Origin of the sequence: Arthrobacter sp. PsM3, assembly GCF_030433895.1 — a bacterium.
In the GTDB taxonomy this organism is placed as follows: Bacteria; Actinomycetota; Actinomycetes; order Actinomycetales; family Micrococcaceae; genus Arthrobacter.
The window spans coordinates 1-1,173 of record NZ_JARUXE010000104.1 but is presented as its reverse complement, the minus strand read 5'-3'; the positions used below and the strand labels follow the sequence as shown (position 1 = coordinate 1,173).

The following is a 1,173-nucleotide window of genomic DNA, read 5'->3' as shown; positions in this document are numbered from 1 at the left end:
TCGCGGGCGGTGAGGTAGCGGCGGAGTCCTGGCGGGAAGAGCCGGGCGCGGGAGTCCATGGCGGTGAGCTCTCCGGTGCCGGGGGCGGTGTAGAGCCGGCGGAGCCAGATGTCCAGGGCTGCGTCCCCGGCAGTGCGGTCTCCGGCGCCGTCTCCGGTACCGGTGCCGGCGCTTGGGTCCGGGCCCGTTCGGTCTGAGCCAATTGCTGTGTTGCCTGAGCCCGTGCCGGCTTCCGTGCCGGCGGTTTTGAGCAGGTCGCGGGCCCAGCCGGCGGGGACGATGCCGTAGCCGGGGAGGCGGGCGGGTTCGCTGTGGCCCTGGAAGAGGGTGCGGTCGGTCATGACGAGCTGGATTTCGATCCCGCTGATCCCGCCGGCCTTTCCGGTGGTGCGTTCGATGAGGGCGTCGGCCATGAGCTGGGCGCGGGTGCGGGGGTCCCCGCCGGAGCGGAGGGTGTCGGCGTGCCGGGTCAGGGCGGCGTGGACGGCGACGCCGGCGGCGACGGGGAGCAGTGCGGTGAGGTAGCACATGGTGTCCGGGGCCGGGCGGAGGCTGACGTGCCGTTCGGTGGCGGCGTGGCTGGCCCGGGCGGTGACGGTGCGGGGGTCCCGGCGGTAGGCGGCGGTCCGGGCCGCGGCGATGATGTGCCGGTCCCCGGCCCCGTTGAAGGTTCCGGTGTCGGCGGCGAGTTCGGCGTCGACGGCGGCCCGGTCGGCCGCGGAGAGGCAGGCGGTTTCCTTCACCAGCAAGGTGGCGCGCCATTCGTTGAGCTGCCCGCCCTCCAGCGCGGCGAGGGTGTGGGGCATTTCGGTGAGGAGGGCTTTGGCCAGGCCCAGGAGCCGTCCGCCGCGGGCCGGGGATTCCCGCCGGGCCAGGGCGATCTGCGCGCCGACCCCGGCACCCAGCTCCGCGGCGGGCATCCCAAGGTTCCGCTGTTCGCGGCGCTGGCACAGGTCGAAGGCGACCGCGATCCTGGCCTGCAGCGCGGCCGCCGCGGATTTCAGGTCCTCGAGTTCGCGGAGCTGGCCGATCAGCCCGGCACTCCCACGGGCCGGCCGGACGGCAGCGAGGGAGCGGGCCACCTCCGTGACCGCCTCACCAACCGCCGCTTCCGGAGCCACACCGGGCTCCTGCTTGCCGTCCATGGAAACACACTATCGGGCACCTGCGACA

Annotated in this window: 1 protein-coding gene; it reads right to left on the bottom strand. The window is 74.2% G+C overall.

The window, feature by feature from the left end; translation table 11 throughout:
- On the bottom strand, nucleotides 1–1,145 hold a 1,145-nt coding region (locus QCD75_RS21760; protein WP_301231612.1), incomplete at its 3' end, for a DUF222 domain-containing protein.
- Between the last annotated feature and the right edge of the window lie 28 nt (nucleotides 1,146–1,173).